Genomic DNA, 16,721 nt, shown 5'->3' with positions numbered 1-16,721 from the left:
AATGTTATTAAACTGATATAAAGGTAGTTAAATCTAATTCCATAATGGGTAAAAATCTGTTTTTAATAGTACTTTGTAATTGCCCCGCTACTTTAAAACCCAACTTTTTATAAAAGATTTCAGCGTTTGGGTCGGCATCCAGTGTAACCTTTGTCGCTTTTCCTTTGATACGATTTAAAAAATCGACCATTAAAAATCGACCATATCCTTTTCCGATAAAGATGGGGTCAACAAATAGAAAGTTAAGCTTTACTAGGTTCCTGTTAATCGGTGCAAAAGCGTAAAAACCTATTGGAGCATCTTTTTCTAAAACTACAAACACTTGATTAGTGCTGATATAATGAGGGGTGATTGTTAATTCCTCACGCCATTCTTCAAGCTGTTGGGGACTATAGCCCCAATACCCTTTAGATTTAATGGTGAGTTGGGTAAGTTTGGCAGCATCCGCTGTTTTAGCCTTCCTAATCTTCATTTTTGGGAAGAAATAAGTTTTCGGTATAATCCAATAAATCCATTCCGCCATGCTTTCCATGGCCTGGGATTACAATTTTGGTATCGGGATAAGCAGTTTTGATGGCTTTTATGGTATTGCTCCATTCGCCGAGATTGGCATCCTCCAGATTTCCATTTCCGGCTCCGATGGTTTTTACCATACACCCTCCATAAATTAGTTTTTCTTTGGGAATGTGACTAATAATATTATCACTGGTATGGGCTTCACCAAAAAAACGATTGGTTATGATAGCGTCACCTACGGGTACAGCCATTATATCGGTAAAACCTATTTGCGGGAGTAGCGTGTCATTTTTTATTAGTGTTATGGTTTTTTCATGGGCAATAGAAGGAATGTTTTCTTCGTGAAAAGCCTGTATTCCGCCCAAAGCATCTACATGAAAATGATTGATGACGACCGCCTTGATTTTTGCGGATTTGGTTTTCTTGATCCAATGTATCAGCTCTTTTGAGGATTCTTCATCATTGGTCGTGTCAAAAACAATAGCTTCGTTCTTATTAAAATAAACCAATCCGTTGGCCGCTACTTTTCCAAAATCATCAGTTTTTAAATAAGAGATATGAATAAAACTATTTTTAGAAATTTGTTTTATTTGAAGCGTTTTGGAATCGTAAGTTAGTTGTGCCTTTACAGACATAGTTTCTGTAAAGAACCATATTAAAAACAATATGCTGATTGGGCCGATTTTCATGATAAGCATAAAGGTATCGTTTTATTGAATTATGATGAAAAATTTAAAAATCCAAAAACTAATTTTCGTTTATAATGCCGATTCTGGCTTAGGGAATCTTCTGATTGATGGTGCCCATAAAATTGTAAGCCCAAAAACATATGCTTGTAGCTTGTGTGACATCACTTATGGTGCTTTTACCGAAAAAAGTATTTGGAAAAAGTTTAGAAAAGAACTTATTTTAAAAGGGTATGAACTGGATTTTCTGCATAAGGATGAGTTTATCAAATCATATAGATCAAAGTTTAGCTATAAATTCAGTTTTCCTATAATCTTGGCGAGTACAGGCGATAATCTGGAAGTTTTGGTAAGCACAACAACTTTAAACCAAGTGGAAACTCCAGAAGAACTGATTAAAAAGTTAAGGGAGCTGTTAGAATAGGGAGACTTATTTTTTTGCCGCTTTAAAAAAGGAATCATTGATACCATCAATATATTGCAAAAGTTCTTCACGACCTGTTCTATGGCTGGAGGAGGTAATAAAATAAGGTGGAGCTTCTTCCCAAACGCCTTGCAACAAAGTTTCAATATAGGCGTTCACTTGTTTTTCACTTGCTTTTGGTTTCAGTTTGTCGGCTTTTGTGAAAATGATTCCAAAAGGAATTCCATTCCCCCCCAACCATTCCATAAATTCCAAATCTATCTTTTGGGGATTATGCCGAATATCGATTAAGACAAAAGAGCAGACCAGTTGCTCACGCTGTAAAAAGTAATTAGTGATGTACTTTTGAAAGATACTTTTGTCCTTTTTGGAAACCCTCGCGTAACCATATCCCGGTAAATCTACCAAAAACCAATTTTCATTTATTTTAAAATGATTTATAAGTTGGGTTTTTCCGGGTCTCCCGGAAGTCTTGGCCAGGCTTTTACGCTCTGTAAGCATGTTTATGAGGGATGATTTCCCAACGTTGGATCGGCCAATAAAAGCATATTCCGGTATAAGCTCATTGGGACATTTGGCAACATCTGAATTGCTCATCACAAAGTCGGCCGACTTTATTTTCATTAAAATAACTGTTTAGAAATTACGCTTTTTCAACCAAGCCTCTAGAATTTCATTAAATTCTGAAGGGTGTTCCATCATCGGGGCATGTCCGCACTCCTTTATCCAATACAGTTCGGAATCCGGTAAGAGTTCATGGAACTCTTTTGCAACTTTTGGGGGCGTAACCGTATCGTTCTCTCCCCAGATAATACAAGTTGGCGTTTTCATTTTAGGAAGGTCCTTCGCCATATTGTGCCTAATGGCGCTTTTGGCGATAGCCAAAGTCTTTACCAGTTTCATACGGTCGTTTACCGTAGCAAAAACTTCATCTACAATTTCTTTGGTGGCAACGGCCGGGTCATAAAAAACGTCCTGCGCCTTTTTCTTTATAAATTCATAATCGCCTCTTTTAGGATAACCATCCCCCATGGCGCTTTCATATAGACCTGAACTTCCTGTAATGACCAGCGCCTTTACCATTTCAGGAAAAAGTTTGGTGTGTAACAGGCCAATATGGCCACCAAGGGAATTTCCTAGAAGAATAACATCTTTAAGCTCCTTGTATTCAATAAATTTTTCAAGGTATTTGGCAAAATTCTTGACGTTGGTCTTGAGCATGGGCATATCATAGATAGGCAGCTCCGGTATTAGTATTTTATAGCCTTTTGTGGGGAAATAATCGGTAACACCGTGGAAATTACTCAATCCGCCCATCAGTCCATGCAGAATAATGAGTGGGGTTCCTTCGCCCTTTTCAATATACCTGAATTTTCCGTCCTTGATAATTTCGTCTTTCATTCAGATCGGTCTGATTATTCGGCAAATATAGACAATTCAAATCATTTGAAATCCATTGATTTAGTAGATGTTTAACCGTATAGCACTTTGGTATGAATGTATTCTCGAGGTGGGGAATTTTACGCTATAAATCTATTTTTTAATCTGGAATATAGAAAATTATTAACAAAGTGGTAATTTGTGGTAAAATGTGGTAATAAAATTTGTAGTTTTGAGTTTTAAGTATAAATATCAACGATTTAGGTGATTAATTTCAATGCACAATACGATTGTAAGGCTGATGCCAAAGGTAGGGTAATGCTACCTGTTGCGCTAAAAAATAAGCTATTGCCCGTATTGAAAGATGGCTTTGTTATTAAAAGATCCGTAAGTGGGGCCTGTTTGGAGCTTTGGCCCATGTCCGAGTGGAATATCATGATGGGGAAGATCAATAAGCTAAATCGGTTTGTGAAAAAGAACAATGATTTCATCCGAATATTTATGTCCGGTGTGAAGGAAATTGAAATTGATAATGCAGGTAGATTGCTTATTCCCAAGAACCTTGTTGCCGTAGCGGGAATCAAAAAGGAAATAACGTTGAGCCCTGCGGTGAACATTATCGAGATATGGGACAAGGAGAGTTATGAGGAGGCTATTACGATTTCCAATGATGATTTTGAGGCTTTGGCAGAAGATGTAATGGGTGATGCAGAAGACGTTCCCGATGTATCATAATCCAGTACTTCTAAAGGAGTCGGTAGATGGGTTGGACGTCAAAAAAAGTGGAGTTTATGTTGATGTCACGTTCGGTGGAGGTGGGCATTCAAAGGAAATATTGAGACGATTGGGCAGCCAAGGTAGATTATTTGCTTTCGATCAGGATGAAGAGGCACAGGTCAATAGTCTGGAAGATGAAAGATTTACATTGATTGGTGAGAATTTTAGATACATCACTCAGTTTTTGAAGTTCTATGGCATTCGGAAAATAGATGGAATCTTAGCGGATTTTGGGGTTTCCTCGCATCAGTTCGATAAAGCGGAAAGAGGATTTTCTACCCGTTTTGATGCGGATTTGGACATGCGTATGAGCAATAAGAATACACTGTCCGCATATGAGGTGGTCAATAATTATTCTTTTGACGATTTGCGAAGAGTGCTTTTTGACTATGGCGACTTGAGGAATGCAAATGCTATGGCAAAAACGGTTGTCAACGGTAGGGAGGAAAATAAGATAAAAACCACCGAAGGTTTAAAGGAGGTGTTGGCCAAGTTTCTTCCGGAGCACAAAAAGCATAAAATATTGGCCCAGATTTATCAGGCCATACGCATAGAGGTGAATCAGGAGATTGAAGTGATAAAGGAATTTTTAGAACAAGTTCCGGGGCTGTTGGAAAAAGGAGGAAGGTTAAGTGCCATAAGTTACCACTCGCTTGAAGACAGGCTGGTAAAGCGCTTTGTAAGAGCCGGGCAATTTGAGGGGGAGCCTGAAAAGGATTTTTACGGAAATATAGATGTTCCTATGAAAAAAGTAGGTCCGTTGATTGTACCATCTAAAGAAGAGATAAGGGAAAATAACCGCGCCAGAAGCGCAAAACTTCGGATAGCGGAAAGAATATAAAGTATTGGTTTTATGAAAAAAGGAGTATTGAACATTTTAAAAGGTAAGTTTTTGGTGAGTGGTGACGCGCCCAAGAATTGGCTCTTCATCATTTTCGCTTCTTTTCTGGCAACGGTAATGATCAGCAGCTCCCACAGTGCGGACAAAAAAGTACATAAGATTGCGGCGTTAAATGAAGAAGTAAGGGAACTGCGAAGCGAATTTGTGGATGTGCGTTCAGATGTGCAGCAGTTGAAGTTAGAGTCTACCATTACGAGTACGGTGATGGAAAAAGGGCTATACCCATCCGAAACGCCGCCAAAGAAAATCAAAGTAAAATCCTTAAAAGAAGATAAGTAAGAACATGCCCGCTACGGATAAAAGCATATTGACCCGATTGTACGTTGTTGCCGGCGTACTTGTACTATTTGCGGGTGCCGTGCTTTTTAAGTTGGTATCCATTCAAGTAGTGGACGGTAAGAAATACATGGCTTTGGCGGAAACCAGAACCACTAAAATGTTTACCATTGAACCGAATAGGGGTAACCTGTATTCGGACGATGGTAGTCTGTTGGCCACTTCGGTTTCAAAATATACCGTACGATTTGATGCGGTTACGGTAAGCGATGCCGATTTTAAGGAATTTGTAAAACCCTTGTCGGATGCTTTGGCCAAACAATTTGGTAAGACCTCATCGCACTATCAGCAGATTTTAAGAAAAGCAAAAGAGAATAAAAATCGGTATGCGTTAGTGGCCCGAAATCTGGATTACTCCGAATATATGGCCGTAAAGGAATTTCCATTATTCAATAAAGGTCCTTTTAAGGGCGGACTTATTATTGAACAAAAGACAAAGAGGGAGCATCCGTTAGGAAAAATTGCGGAACGCAGCGTGGGTTATGAGCGTGTTGATGAAAACGGTTACCGTACAAGAGTGGGTATGGAGGGTGCTTTTGGTGATTATTTAAGAGGGTCCGAAGGAAAAAGGTTGAAGCAGAAAATTGCAAAAGGACAGTGGAAACCCATCGGAAACGATAATATCATCGAACCAAAAGATGGTTATGACGTGTATTCCACGATTGATATCAATATACAGGATATTGCCCACCATGCACTTTTAAAGCAGTTGGAATACTACAAGGCCGATCACGGAACTGTCATTGTGATGGAAACAAAGACCGGAGAGGTAAAAGCGATTTCCAATTTGGGCAGAACCCCAAAAGGAAAATATTATGAGCGATTAAACTATGCGATTGGGGAATCCCATGAGCCAGGCTCCACCTTTAAATTAATAAACCTAGTAGCTGCTTTGGAAGATAAAGTGGTGGATACAAGTACGGTGGTGGACACCGAGAAAGGAGCTTGGAAAATATATAGGCATAGGGTTAAGGATACGAAGCATGGTGGTCATGGTGAGATATCCATCTCAAAGGCATTTGAGGTTTCTTCCAATGTTGCTTTTGCGAAGACTATCCATGAAAATTATAAAGAAGACCCGGAGAAATATGTGAACAGGCTAATGAGCATGGGTATTCACAAAGAATTGGGCCTACCTGTAAAAGGCGAGGGTGTGCCTGTTGTTCGCTACCCCGGCGATAAAGGCTGGTCAGGTCTTTCTTTGGCGCAAATGGCCTATGGTTACGAAGTGGCCATGACTCCATTACAAATTTTGGCTTTTTACAATGCCATCGCAAATGATGGGGAGTTGATCAAACCAAGATTGATTAAAGAAGTAAAAGAATGGAACAAGACTATTAAGAAGTTTGATAAAGAAGTCCTGAATCCTTCCATCTGTTCCAAAGAAACGGCTAGAAAAGTACAGCAATTGCTTAAAAACGTAGTGGAGAAAGAGCATGGTACAGGTCACGGACTGTATTCATCCAATTTTTCAATGGCAGGAAAAACAGGTACCTGTCAAAAGAACTATGTAGCTAAAGACCCCGATAAATTAAAATACATTTCTTCATTTGCAGGATACTTTCCGGCGGATAACCCGAAGTACTCTTGCATTGTGGTAATTCATGAACCGGATAAAAGTGTAGGCTATTATGGAGCCGATGTTTCCGGTCCCGTTTTTAAATCGGTTGCACAAAAAGTATATGCAACCTCACCCTTAACGGATGAGGTAGATGTGAAGGAAACCATGGTTGCCGGTCTGGAAGCTGCTTTTGAGAGCTATTTTGAAAATGCGCAAAAACAATTTAATGAAGTGCCCAATGTTAAGGGAATGAGCGGCATGGATGCCGTTTCTATCTTGGAGAATCTGGGCTTGAATGTAGAGGTCAAAGGGAATGGAACCGTAAAAAAACAGTCTATCTCCCAAGGAACAGATATTAAGAAGGTCAAAAAAATCGTATTGGAACTTTCATGAAGTTGTTAAAGGACATATTATATGGAGTAAGCCTAAAGGCCGTAAGCGGTACTACCAACTGTGGTATTGCATCCGTATGCTTTGATTCCAGGAAAGTTCAAAAAGATGATGTCTTCGTTGCCATCAAAGGCACATTGACAGATGGTCATAAGTATATTGATGCAGTTGTAAAAGCGGATGCCAGGGCAATTATTTGTGAAGAGCTTCCGGCCACCATGGCAGACAATGTAACTTATGTGGAAGTCGATAACGGTAATAAGGCATTGGCCATCATGGCCTCTAATTATTATGATAATCCTTCCAAAAACCTAAAACTGGTCGGAGTTACAGGTACCAATGGCAAAACTACGGTGACCAGTTTGCTTTATCAATTGTTCAAAAAAGCGGGGTACAAAGTAGGATTATTGTCGACCATCAAAATAATGGTAGATGATACGGAATATAAGGCAACCCATACTACTCCGGATGCTTTGACCATCAACAAACATCTGAAATTGATGAATGATGAAGGTGTCGAATTTTGTTTTATGGAAGTGAGTTCCCATGGAATCCATCAAAAAAGGACCGAAGGATTGGTTTTTGAGGGAGCAATTTTTACGAACCTCTCCCATGACCATTTGGATTATCATAAAACCTTTGCCGAATACCGGGATACTAAAAAAATACTTTTTGACAAGTTGCCAAAAAAAGCATTTGCCCTCACCAATGTTGATGACAAGAACGGTTTGGTGATGCTGCAAAATACCGATGCCAAAAAATACACGTACGCGCTAAGGAATTATGCTGACTATAGGGCGCAAATATTAGAAAATCAGTTTGATGGCCAATTATTAAAAATCGATGATAACGAGCTGTGGACCAAATTAATAGGTGATTTTAATGCCTATAATATTCTGGCCATATATGCCACGGCCGATTTATTGGGATTGGAGAAATTGGAAACCCTTCGGTTGTTAAGCGAACTGGAAAACGTAGACGGAAGGTTTCAATATTACATATCGAAAAAGAAAATTACGGCAATAGTTGATTATGCCCATACGCCGGATGCTTTAAAAAATGTGCTTGATACAATCAATACATTGAGAACTGGAAATGAAAACGTCATCACCGTTGTGGGGTGTGGTGGCGACAGAGACAGATCAAAGCGTCCGGTAATGGGCAATATCGCTTCGGAAATGAGCAATAAAATCATTTTCACTTCGGATAATCCACGAACCGAGTCACCCACTGTAATCATCAAAGAAATGGAGGCGGGGGTAGAACCGCAGAATGCCCAAAAAATCCTTTCGATTGAAAATAGGGAGCAAGCTATAAAAACAGCTTGTCAACTGGCCGTTGCCAATGATATCATCCTTGTTGCAGGAAAGGGCCATGAAACCTATCAGGAAACAAATGGCGAGCGTGTAGATTTTGATGATTTTAAAATTGTAAAAGAAGTATTGATTAAGCTTGATAAATAAGGTTTAGAAAAACATATGTTAACCTATCTGTTCGAATATTTAGAAAAAGAATACCAGTTGCCAGGAGCCAGTCTGTTTCAGTTCAGTACGTTTCGGGCGGCAATGGCCATATTGTTTTCCTTGATCATCGCTACGGCTTATGGGAAGCGCATCATTCTATTTCTTCAAAATAAGCAAGTCGGCGAAACCATTCGGGATCTGGGTCTAGAAGGACAGCAGCAAAAAGCGGGAACACCTACGATGGGAGGCATCATCATCATCATGGCTACATTGATTCCGGTACTTTTGTTTGCCCGTTTGGAAAACATCTATATTCTTTTGCTCATTTTTACCACCATATGGATGGGGATTATCGGCTTTACCGATGATTACATAAAGGTCTTTAAAAAGAACAAGGAAGGTCTTAAGGGCAAGTTCAAGGTTTTGGGACAAATAGTGTTGGGGTTAATTGTTGGAGCGGTACTTTATTTTCACCCTGAGGTGACTATGAGGGAGCACGATAAAACAACGATTACGGCACAATACACAGTGGAGGAAGTTCAAGGGGCCGAAGTGAAATCTACCATGACCACGGTTCCCTTTTTCAAGAATAACGAATTTGATTACAGCAATTTTATTGGTTGGGCCGGTGAAGGAGCAAAGGAGTACGCATGGCTCATTTTTATTCCCATAATTATTTTGATTGTTACGGCAGTATCCAACGGTGCAAATCTAACGGATGGTATTGACGGTCTGGCCGCAGGTACCTCTGCGATTATTGTATTTACATTGGGCGTCTTTGCACTGGTTTCCGGTAATATTATTTTCTCGGATTATCTGGATATTATGTACATCCCAAGAGTAGGTGAGTTGCTTATATTCATCACCGCTTTTGTGGGGGCCTTGGTTGGGTTTTTATGGTACAATACGTTTCCTGCACAAGTTTTTATGGGAGACACGGGGAGTTTGACCATTGGAGGGGTAATTGCTGTAATCGCGATTATCGTACGGAAGGAATTATTGATTCCATTATTGTGCGGCATCTTTTTCGCCGAGTCGCTCTCCGTAATGTTGCAGGTAGGATATTTCAAGTATACCAAGAAAAAATTGGGGGAAGGAAAGCGAATTTTCTTGATGTCTCCCTTGCATCACCATTACCAAAAGAAAGGCTATCACGAGAGCAAGATCGTAACCCGGTTTTGGATTGTGGGGATTATGTTGGCAATTGTGACAATAGTGACACTAAAAGTGCGCTAAATGGAATTTTTAGTAATTCTCGGAGGCGGAGAAAGTGGTGTGGGCACCGCTATTTTAGGGCAGAAAAAGGGATATAAGGTATTTGTTTCCGATAAGGGAAAAATAAAGAAAAAATATAAAAACGTTCTTGAACATTTTGGAATTGATTGGGAGGAAGAAAAGCATTCGGAAGAACTGATTCTTTCAGCGAATCTGGTCATGAAAAGCCCTGGAATACCGGATACTGTTCCATTGGTAAAGGCACTGGTAAAAAAAGGGATTCCTGTGATTTCAGAAATCGAATTTGCTTCTAGATATACGGATGCCACGATTATAGGAATCACGGGAAGCAATGGTAAGACCACAACCACCATGTTGACCTATCATTTGCTCAAGGAAGGTGGTCTGAACGTTGGTATGGCCGGTAATATAGGGGATAGTTATGCTAAAATGGTTGCCGAAAACGATTATGATTATTACGTATTGGAAATCAGTAGTTTTCAATTGGATGGCATAAAGGATTTTAAGCCGCATATCGCGGTCATCACAAATATTACTCCGGACCATTTGGATCGGTATGATTACAAATTCGAGAAGTATATCGCTTCTAAATTCAGTATAGCTAAGAACCAGGATGAGTCGCAGTATTTTATTTACGATGCCGATGATGAGGTGATTTCTGAAAACTTGAAAGCTAACCCGATCAAACCCAAATTGATGCCTTTTTCTTTGAACAAGACTTTTGAAGAAGGAGCATTTCTAAAGAATGAACAGATTATGATTAAAACACAAACGGACACTATTACGATGATGAAAGATACTCTAGCCTTAGAAGGGCAGCACAATTTAAAGAATACCATGGCCGCGGCAACTATTGCCAAGCTTGTAGGGATTCGAAAAGAAACGATAAGGCAATGTGTTTCCAATTTTCAAGGAGTGCCCCATCGTTTGGAGAAGGTACTTAAAATACATCATGTGCAATATATCAACGACTCCAAGGCAACCAATGTGAATGCCACATACTATGCCTTGGACAGTGTCAAGACCTCAACGGTTTGGATAGTGGGCGGCGTGGACAAAGGAAACGAATATAAGGAGCTGATGCCATTGGTTCGTGAAAAAGTGAAAGCCATTATTTGTCTTGGAGAGGATAATACAAAGATTAAAGAGGTGTTCGGGAATGTGGTGGATTTGATGGTGGAAACCTTTGCGATGGAAGAAGCGGTAAAGGTAGCCTATAAAATCGCGGAACGTGGAGATACGGTTTTACTGTCCCCCGCATGTGCCAGTTTCGATTTGTTTGAAAATTATGAGGATAGGGGGAATCAATTTAAAAAGAGTGTAAAAAATTTATAAGTGCTACGGATTTTTCAAAATATAAAGGGGGATAAAGCTATTTGGGCCATTGCGGCACTTTTGGCTCTGTTTTCGTTCTTGCCGGTGTACAGTGCTAGCAGTAATCTAGTGTATGTAGTGGGTAACGGTACCACGGTGGGGCATTTGGTAAAACACGCCTTATTGCTCTTTTTAGGTTTTGGAATCATGTACGGGATTCACAAAATACCGACGCATTTTTTTAAAGGATTGTCCTTGATTGCGATGCCCGTGGTCATAGTACTGCTGATTTTTGTATTGGCGCAAGGTACTACAGGTGGCGGTGGGGCCAATGCTAGCCGTTGGATACGGATTCCATTCGTCGGTTTTGGTTTTCAGCCTTCAAATCTGGCAGCAGTGGTACTAATGATTTATGTGGCAAGATATCTTTCAAAAATTAGGGATATCAAAGTAACATTTACGGAGAGTATTCTGCCTTTATGGGTACCGGTCTTTTTGGTGGTGTTCTTAATTCTTCCTGCCAATTTTTCAACTGCTGGCATTATTTTCTCGATGGTACTGATGCTCTGTTTTTTAGGCGGATATCCTTTGAAATATTTGTTTGGAATTGTAGGAACGGGAATAGTATGTTTAACCTTATTTGTTCTCACGGCAAAAGCAGCTCCGGATCTATTCCCTAATAGAGTGGATACTTGGATGAGTAGGATCGATAGTTTTTCCAATCCGGAAGATACGGAAGCAAATTATCAGATAGAAAAAGCCAAAATTGCTATCGCCACGGGCGGAATTGTGGGCAGGGGAGCGGGGAAAAGTGTGCAAAAGAACTTTCTGCCGCAGAGTTCTTCGGATTTTATCTATGCAATTATTGTTGAGGAATATGGATTGGTCGGTGGTTTTGCATTGATGTTCTTTTACTTATTTCTACTGTTCAGAATAGTGGTTGTGGCTAATGGTTCCGGCACTGTTTTTAGGAAACTTTTGGTATTGGGTGTTGGGCTTCCTATTGTTTTTCAAGCATTGATAAATATGGCCGTAGCCGTTGAACTTTTTCCGGTGACCGGACAGAATTTACCATTGATCAGTAGTGGGGGTACTTCCAGTTGGATGACCTGTTTGGCCATTGGTATTATATTGAGTGCAAGTAATAAAAGTATAGCACAAGAAGGTGCTTATACATCGGAAATAGATGAGACAAATCCTTTAGAAGTGCTAAGTGGGCAATTATAGGTTCATACTTTCTGGAGGAGGAACGGGCGGACATATTTATCCGGCGGTATCCATAGCGAACGAACTGAAAAGGAGATATCCAGATGCGGAATTTCTTTTTGTGGGGGCAAAGGACAGGATGGAAATGGAAAAAGTTCCGCAGGCAGGATATAAAATAGAAGGTTTATGGATTTCAGGGTTACAGCGGAAACTCACCCTTAAAAATATAATGTTTCCCATAAAATTGATAAGTAGTTTGATAAAGGCACGAAAAATAGTATCCAGAATACAGCCACATGCGGTCATCGGAACGGGTGGTTTTGCTAGCGGGCCTTTATTAAAAGTAGCCTCGGGAAGAAAAATTCCATGCGTATTGCAGGAGCAAAATTCATATGCCGGGATTACCAACAAGCTTTTAAAGGGTAGCGTTGCCAAAATATGTGTGGCATATGATGGGATGGAAAAGTTTTTCCCCAAGGACAAAATAGTGAAAACTGGAAACCCTGTTAGAGCGGATTTGGTTGATATAGCGATTCCTAAAAGTGAAGCTTTAGCCTTCTTTGGATTAAAACCAGATGTAAAAACGCTTTTAGTGCTAGGTGGAAGTTTGGGTGCTAGGAGCATAAATCAACTCATAGATAAAGAGTTGGAATATTTCAGGAGTTTGGGAATCCAAGTTTTATGGCAATGTGGGAAAGGATATATAGAAAATTATAAGGACAGAAATACGGATGACGTAAAAGTATATGCCTTTTTGAATGATATGGATAAGGCCTATTCCGCAGCGGACATAATCATCTCTAGAGCAGGGGCAGGTTCGGTTTCCGAATTGTGTTTAGTTGGCAAACCGACGGTGTTTATACCATCGCCAAATGTTGCTGAAGACCACCAAACCAAAAATGCGCAAGCCTTGGAAAAAGAGAATGCCGCAGTGTTGATTCGGGAAAAGGACTTGGATTTGGAATTTGAAAGCGTTTTCGGTCAATTAATGGCATCCGAAGAACAACAAGAGACATTGTCGAGAAATATAAAAGTATTGGCTTTGCCAAACGCTACGAAGGATATATGTGACGAAATAGAAAAATTATTGGTAGAGAACAAATGAATATAGAGCAGATACATAGGGTGTATTTTATAGGGATAGGCGGCATCGGAATGTCTGCCTTGGCTCGTTATTTCAAGTTTATCAATAAATCCGTAGCAGGCTACGACAAAACAGAAACACCTTTAACGAAGGAGCTTTCGGATTTGAACATCGCTATACACTATCAGGATAATTTTCAGGCTGTTCCCGAGGAATTCCTAAATGTTGAAAATACGTTGATTGTTTATACACCTGCCGTTCCGGACTCACACTCGGAATATCAATATTTTCTTCAGAATGGATATACTGTCAAAAAAAGATCTGAAGTATTGGGGCTCATTACAAAGGATTCGTACTGTTTTGCGGTGGCAGGTACACATGGGAAAACGACTACTTCAAGTATTTTGGCACATTTGCTAAAAGAAACGGGAACACCGCTCACCGCTTTTCTAGGGGGTATTTCAGAAGATTTCAACAGCAATTTACTTTTGGAAGGAACTGAGTATTCGGTTGTGGAGGCAGATGAGTTTGACCGTTCCTTTTTAAGGCTTTCACCCAACGTGGCCTGTATTACTTCAATGGATGCCGATCATTTGGACATTTATGGGGATAAAAGAGCATTGGAAAATTCCTTTAGGGAATTCACCGAGCGATTAAAACCTGGCGGAACGCTTTTTGTACGGAACGGGCTGCCGTTGAAAGGAGTCACCTACGGAATAGAGGACGATTCCGATTACTGTATCCGTAATATAAAAATAGAACAAGGTACCTATATATTTGATTTGGGAACTCCTGAAACAGTTTTGAAAGGAGTTAAGTTCAACAAACCGGGAAGACATAATTTGCTCAATGGTCTGGTAGCTTTTGCTATGGCAATACAGGCAGGTTCCCCACCATATCGCATAGCGGATGCCTTGGGAAGTTTTAAGGGCGTACAAAGACGTTTTTCGTATCAGATCAAGACAGACGATTTCATCTTTATAGATGATTATGCACATCATCCCACAGAAATAGACGCGGTATACGATGCCATTTTAGAAATGCACCCTAATAAAAAGGTGTTGGCCATTTTTCAACCGCATTTGTTCTCTAGGACTAGAGATTTTGGAGACGATTTTGCAAAAGTTTTATCAAAATTCGAAAATGTTTTGGTGTTGGATATTTATCCGGCCAGAGAAAAGCCAATAGCGGGAATAACATCGGATTGGTTGTTGGAAAAAATGACGAATAGCAATAAAAAAAGTATCGGAAAAGAGCAAATAATAACTGAAATAAAAGAACAAAATCCTGAGCTGTTGGTGACCATGGGTGCGGGCGATATCGGCTTAGAAATAAAAAAAATTAAAGAAGAATTGGAATATGCGCATTAATTGGAACTATTTTAAGATAACTGCGCTTGTGTTAGTAATAATGGGGCTTTACGCATTTTCTAACCATCGCAGCAGTAAGAAAAAAATTATTAAAATGAAGGTTGAATTCGTTGGTGACGAGAATTTATACATCACGGAAGGCACGGTTAATAAATTGTTAATACAAAAATATGGAGGGCTCGAGAATGTGCCCAAAGAAAAATTAGTTTTGAATACTGTAGAAAAGGTCCTAGAGGCCAATGAAATGGTGAAAAGTGCCCAAGTTTATCTCACTGTTGATGGTGAACTTACGTCTAAAATTGTTCAACGCAAACCAATCGGACGCATAGAGGGGAGTAAAAAGTTTTATCTGGATGATGAAGGAAAACGCATGCCGTTATCTAAAAATCATTCTGCTAGGGTCCCTATTATAACAGGCAATATTACAGGGAAAAGCCTGGAGGATGTATATGTCATATTGGAATTTATCAATAAGGACGATTTTTTGCGAAAGAACGTAATAGGTATTCATATTGAAAAAGAAGATGATTACCAGTTAAAATTTAGGCTGAACCAGTTTGTGGTAAATCTAGGAGGGATTGAAAATCTAGAGGAAAAGTTCAGCAATTTCAAGGCGTTTTATGCGAAAGCAAATAAAGACAAAACCTTGGAAAATTTTGCGGTAGTAAGTTTAGAATTCAATAACCAAGTAGTGTGCACTAAAATTTAAAGAAAATGGAACAAGCTAATTATTCAGTCGGTCTAGACATCGGAACAACCAAAATCGTTGCCATGATCGGTAAGGAGAACGAATATGGTAAGATTGAGATTTTGGGTATTGGCAAGTCCAAAAGTTTGGGTGTGCACCGTGGCGTGGTAAATAACATTACGCAGACCATTAAATCCATACAACAGGCTATTGAGGAAGCGGAGGCAAACTCCGGTCTTAAGATAGGTTCCGTGGTCGTAGGTATCGCCGGTCAACATATTAGAAGTTTACAGCATAGCGACTATATTACTAGGGCAGATTCGGAAGAAGTAATAAACGAGGAAGATTTGGATAAGTTGTGCAATCAGGTTTACAAACTGATTATGCTTCCAGGCGAAGAAATCATACATGTTCTGCCGCAGGAGTATAAAGTAGATGGGCAAGCAGAGATTAAAGAACCTATCGGGATGTACGGAGGCCGTTTGGAAGCCAACTTTCATGTGGTTGTAGGTCAGGTAACTTCTATCAAAAACGTAGGACGTTGCATTAAAAGTGCAGGATTGGACCTGGGAAACATTACTTTGGAGCCATTGGCATCATCGGATGCCGTATTAAGCCAAGAAGAGAAAGAGGCGGGTGTTGCATTGATAGATATAGGTGGCGGAACCACGGATTTGGCCATCTTTAAGGATGGAATTATCAGGCATACCGCAGTGATTCCTTTTGGAGGTGGTGTGATTACCGAAGATATCAAGGAAGGATGTTCTATTATTGAAAAACAGGCAGAATCGCTTAAAACAAAATTTGGTTCGGCTTGGCCAGGGGAAAACAAGGATAACGAGATTGTTTCCATTCCCGGATTGCGAGGACGTGAACCAAAGGAAATCACACTTAAAAATCTATCTAAAATAATCCATGCCAGAGTGGTTGAAATTATAGAGCAAGTCTATGTGGAAATCAAGAATTATGGTCATGAGGAGCAGAAAAAGAAACTGATTGCCGGTATCGTATTGACCGGAGGCGGCAGCCAATTAAAGCATTTAAAGCAGTTGGTGGAATACATTACGGGAATGGATACCAGAATAGGATATCCAAACGAACATTTGGCCGGTGATTCCAGTGAGGAAATCGCAAGTCCTTTATATGCTACGGCAGTAGGGCTTTTGATGAATGCGATAAAGAATCAGTATAAGGTAAATTATGAAGAGCAAGTAACGGAAGAAGTGGAGCAAGAACGGGAATTGGCTTATGCAGACCATGAAATGGAAGCAGCTGTGACCGGAACACAAAAAAAAGAACGTAAATCTGTATTTGACAAATGGTCCGAAAAACTAAAGGAATTTTTGGATAACGCAGAGTAAAGAATATAAAGTTTAGCATACAATAACC

Annotated in this window: 17 protein-coding genes; 13 read left to right on the top strand and 4 right to left on the bottom strand. The window is 39.9% G+C overall.

The window, feature by feature from the left end:
- Positions 1 to 7: 7 nt before the first annotated feature.
- Both ACKWBX_RS17675 and bla read right to left on the bottom strand, forming a co-directional pair.
- Positions 8 to 472 carry a GNAT family N-acetyltransferase gene (locus tag ACKWBX_RS17675; RefSeq protein WP_413970048.1) on the bottom strand — a complete coding sequence of 155 codons (465 nt, stop codon included), beginning with the start codon at positions 470 to 472 and terminating at the stop codon, positions 8 to 10.
- The gene (bla, locus tag ACKWBX_RS17670; protein ID WP_413970047.1) at positions 462 to 1,151 is read right to left on the bottom strand and encodes a subclass B1 metallo-beta-lactamase; all 690 of its coding nucleotides are present in this window, start codon (positions 1,149 to 1,151) and stop codon (positions 462 to 464) included. Before bla ends, ACKWBX_RS17675 begins: the two co-directional genes overlap by 11 nt.
- Positions 1,152 to 1,239: 88 nt before the next feature.
- On the opposite strand from bla, the gene ACKWBX_RS17665 reads away from it, so the two are divergent.
- Positions 1,240 to 1,626, top strand: coding sequence for a GTPase (locus ACKWBX_RS17665; protein ID WP_413970046.1), 387 nt, complete (start codon positions 1,240 to 1,242; stop codon positions 1,624 to 1,626).
- 6 nt (positions 1,627 to 1,632) lie between these two features.
- Here the strand turns inward: ACKWBX_RS17665 and yihA are convergent, their stop codons facing one another.
- Complete coding sequence (yihA, locus tag ACKWBX_RS17660) at positions 1,633 to 2,250, bottom strand: ribosome biogenesis GTP-binding protein YihA/YsxC (RefSeq protein WP_413970045.1); 618 nt, start codon at positions 2,248 to 2,250, stop codon at positions 1,633 to 1,635.
- A gap of 12 nt (positions 2,251 to 2,262) precedes the next feature.
- Positions 2,263 to 3,027, bottom strand: coding sequence for an alpha/beta fold hydrolase (locus tag ACKWBX_RS17655; RefSeq protein ID WP_413970044.1), 765 nt, complete (start codon positions 3,025 to 3,027; stop codon positions 2,263 to 2,265).
- Positions 3,028 to 3,270: 243 nt separating this feature from the next.
- Here ACKWBX_RS17655 and ACKWBX_RS17650 point away from each other — a divergent pair, with 243 nt between their 5' ends.
- From ACKWBX_RS17650 to ftsA, 12 genes are read left to right on the top strand one after another with little or no spacing between them, the layout of a single operon-like run.
- Complete coding sequence (locus ACKWBX_RS17650) at positions 3,271 to 3,741, top strand: division/cell wall cluster transcriptional repressor MraZ (RefSeq protein ID WP_413970043.1); 471 nt, start codon at positions 3,271 to 3,273, stop codon at positions 3,739 to 3,741.
- A complete protein-coding gene (rsmH, locus tag ACKWBX_RS17645; protein ID WP_413970042.1) occupies positions 3,713 to 4,624 on the top strand; it encodes a 16S rRNA (cytosine(1402)-N(4))-methyltransferase RsmH in 912 nt (303 codons plus the stop codon). The genes ACKWBX_RS17650 and rsmH overlap by 29 nt, the downstream gene beginning before the upstream one ends.
- Before the next feature lie 12 nt (positions 4,625 to 4,636).
- Positions 4,637 to 4,963, top strand: a complete 327-nt coding sequence (locus ACKWBX_RS17640; RefSeq protein WP_413970041.1) for an FtsL-like putative cell division protein — start codon at positions 4,637 to 4,639, stop codon at positions 4,961 to 4,963.
- 4 nt (positions 4,964 to 4,967) lie between these two features.
- Entirely contained in the window at positions 4,968 to 6,974 is a 2,007-nt protein-coding gene (locus tag ACKWBX_RS17635) for a penicillin-binding protein (RefSeq protein ID WP_413970040.1), read from the top strand.
- Positions 6,971 to 8,434 carry a UDP-N-acetylmuramoyl-L-alanyl-D-glutamate--2,6-diaminopimelate ligase gene (locus ACKWBX_RS17630; RefSeq protein ID WP_413970039.1) on the top strand — a complete coding sequence of 488 codons (1,464 nt, stop codon included), beginning with the start codon at positions 6,971 to 6,973 and terminating at the stop codon, positions 8,432 to 8,434. The genes ACKWBX_RS17635 and ACKWBX_RS17630 overlap by 4 nt, the downstream gene beginning before the upstream one ends.
- Positions 8,435 to 8,449: 15 nt before the next feature.
- A complete protein-coding gene (mraY, locus tag ACKWBX_RS17625) occupies positions 8,450 to 9,670 on the top strand; it encodes a phospho-N-acetylmuramoyl-pentapeptide-transferase (RefSeq protein ID WP_413970038.1) in 1,221 nt (406 codons plus the stop codon).
- Entirely contained in the window at positions 9,671 to 11,005 is a 1,335-nt protein-coding gene (gene murD, locus ACKWBX_RS17620; RefSeq protein WP_413970037.1) for a UDP-N-acetylmuramoyl-L-alanine--D-glutamate ligase, read from the top strand.
- A complete protein-coding gene (locus ACKWBX_RS17615) occupies positions 11,006 to 12,211 on the top strand; it encodes an FtsW/RodA/SpoVE family cell cycle protein (RefSeq protein WP_413970036.1) in 1,206 nt (401 codons plus the stop codon).
- Positions 12,198 to 13,295, top strand: coding sequence for an undecaprenyldiphospho-muramoylpentapeptide beta-N-acetylglucosaminyltransferase (gene murG, locus ACKWBX_RS17610; protein ID WP_413970035.1), 1,098 nt, complete (start codon positions 12,198 to 12,200; stop codon positions 13,293 to 13,295). Before ACKWBX_RS17615 ends, murG begins: the two co-directional genes overlap by 14 nt.
- Positions 13,292 to 14,644 carry a UDP-N-acetylmuramate--L-alanine ligase gene (murC, locus tag ACKWBX_RS17605; RefSeq protein WP_413970034.1) on the top strand — a complete coding sequence of 451 codons (1,353 nt, stop codon included), beginning with the start codon at positions 13,292 to 13,294 and terminating at the stop codon, positions 14,642 to 14,644. The genes murG and murC overlap by 4 nt, the downstream gene beginning before the upstream one ends.
- Positions 14,634 to 15,353 carry a cell division protein FtsQ/DivIB gene (locus tag ACKWBX_RS17600; protein WP_413970033.1) on the top strand — a complete coding sequence of 240 codons (720 nt, stop codon included), beginning with the start codon at positions 14,634 to 14,636 and terminating at the stop codon, positions 15,351 to 15,353. The genes murC and ACKWBX_RS17600 overlap by 11 nt, the downstream gene beginning before the upstream one ends.
- A gap of 5 nt (positions 15,354 to 15,358) precedes the next feature.
- The gene (gene ftsA, locus ACKWBX_RS17595) at positions 15,359 to 16,693 is read left to right on the top strand and encodes a cell division protein FtsA (protein ID WP_413970032.1); all 1,335 of its coding nucleotides are present in this window, start codon (positions 15,359 to 15,361) and stop codon (positions 16,691 to 16,693) included.
- Positions 16,694 to 16,721 lie beyond the last annotated feature (28 nt).

This window comes from Maribacter algae, from assembly GCF_047345745.1.
GTDB lineage: Bacteria > Bacteroidota > Bacteroidia > Flavobacteriales > Flavobacteriaceae > Maribacter.
Note: the sequence above shows the minus strand (reverse complement) of the source record. Positions and strands in the feature narration are given on the sequence as shown.